Genomic DNA, 2,075 nt, shown 5'->3' on the forward strand with positions numbered 1-2,075 from the left:
AAGTAGCAGCAGAAATTGCTATATCCAATCAGTGTATTACTGTGATTAGGGCATTAGATAGTGATAGCAGTGATCAGCAGGTGGTATGGAGTAGGTTGGCAGAGTTAGAAGCGATCGCAACAGCAGCAAATCATCTCCACTGTCAGTTGAATACCCTAGAAGTCAAGCAAACCTTAGAAAAGTTAATTTTGCGTACGCTCTGGCAAATTCTTTACGATAGTAACCCAGAGGACATGGAAGTTGATATTCAACGGCTAGAAAAAATGATTGATCTAGGCAATCAGCTCAATCTCAGCTTATCATTAGATCGTTGCCAAGAACTTTACTTGGAGTACTTCCATAACCAATTTTTGCCTCAGCTGATCCAAAGCCAAGATTTAAAGAAAGATAGTAAAGATAGTGATAGCAATGGCAGCTATCCTTGGCTATGTAAAATGTGTACCTGTAGCACTTCTTTTAGTACTTCAGTTTCCCCAAGCCCCCTACTGAATTTGGGTCAAACCTTAGCAGTGGATCTCAGTGCTTGGATCACCAACCTACCCTCACCAGGATAGGAGAGTATAGGTTGGTTACCGTGAATCCTCAACAGTTAACTATAGCGGTTAACTATACCGTTGCTATTACGGTTTGTGCTTAGAGAGCACACCCGCACCAAAGGCTCCTACTGCTAGCAGACTTAGCACCGACATCGGTTCAGGAACAGTAGTGCTAAGAACAAACGACATCGGTTCAAAAACATTAATGCTAGAAAAACCTGCTGCTCCATAGATCCTATTAATACCCGCGAAGGCGACATTTTGACTAAAAGTACCTGCTCCTGTGGTTGGATCGATGGTGATCTGTTGTCCATCAGCTGTGTAACCGAACAACGTTCCATTTTCAAAGAATAAGCCAAATATATCGCTAAAGCCGATACTACCAATTTCACTAGCTGTACCGTCATTAGCGATAGAGAACAAAATGTCAGAGCTGCCATCAACAGAGAGTGATGTGGCAAAAAATTGATTATTTACAGAATCGAATGCTATGTCGCCACTGCTGTTGAAGTTAGGAATTTTGGCCACTAATGATGCAGCCCCACTAGAGGTATCAATAGTATAAAAACTATCATCTCCAGCGCCGTAAAGGACTTTATCATCATCATCAGAAAACCCTAAAGCATTTATAAACGCAAAAAGGTAGCCAATTAGGGAGGATAAGCCTGTGCTTTTATCAATACTATACAAAGCGCTGGGAGTGACACCAAATAGCTCACCACTATTGGATAAAGCTATATCAAAAAAGGGGATATCGTTGCTGTTTAATGGTGTGAATTTTCCGGTTGAGGTATCGATTTTTCCAACTTCTCCATTGGCAGTAGAGAGGAATGATGCCGCCTGGGCTGTTCCGATTGTTCCTAGGCTAAAAACCACTGCCCCAGCTATAGCTATTGGTAATTTTTTCATGATAGTTTTATGCTGCAACTCTTAGATGTAGACAGTGACCTTACTCTGAAATTTGATATCAAGTCCGTTTGATTCCCTGGTTTATAGTCGGCTTTTTTTTGCCCTTTTTCCTTGATTACTCTTGTTTTAGACAATACTGATGCTACCGGACTTGAGATCAGTCAGATACTCCCAAGTAAGATCGGGAAACCTACAAAAGAGAAAATTATTTACCTTTTGCTTATGTTTATATTCATTAAATTTAACTAGATTTTTCTCTCTCGGAAACTAGGAATCGGTATGATTCACAAAATCCTTATTTTATTGAGTTATAAATTTTGCTTATACTAAGTATTAACTATTGATAAATTGTTGCTAAACTTTAAGACTTAACTATAGCGCTTACTTAGAGGATATCTGAAAAGTTTTTTGATACTGAATTTTGCCCCCCTAGCCCCCCAAATTTGGGTACCTCATTGCCCGGCTGGTTCGGCGACGACTCGGGCAGCTTCGGCGACGAGCGCGCCCGCGAGTACTCGTGGCTGCGACATGTCGACCGGTGCGCCGAACGCTTCGGCGATGTCGTCCAAGGATGGACGCCGATCGAGGACCCCATCGGTTGGGCGCTGCGCGGCTACTCGCTGGGCTCAC

The 2,075-nt window shown here is 42.3% G+C and carries 1 protein-coding gene and 1 pseudogene; one reads left to right on the forward strand and one right to left on the reverse strand.

The window, feature by feature from the left end; genetic code table 11:
* Positions 1–554, forward strand: a pseudogene (locus F6K49_RS43550) (glycoside hydrolase); the annotation flags it as partial.
* Positions 555–620: 66 nt separating this feature from the next.
* On the opposite strand, the gene F6K49_RS43555 reads toward F6K49_RS43550, so the two are convergent.
* Entirely contained in the window at positions 621–1,445 is an 825-nt protein-coding gene (locus F6K49_RS43555; protein WP_075896611.1) for a PEP-CTERM sorting domain-containing protein, read from the reverse strand.
* Positions 1,446–2,075: the final 630 nt, after the last annotated feature.

The sequence above is a fragment of the Moorena sp. SIO3I6 genome (assembly GCF_010672095.1).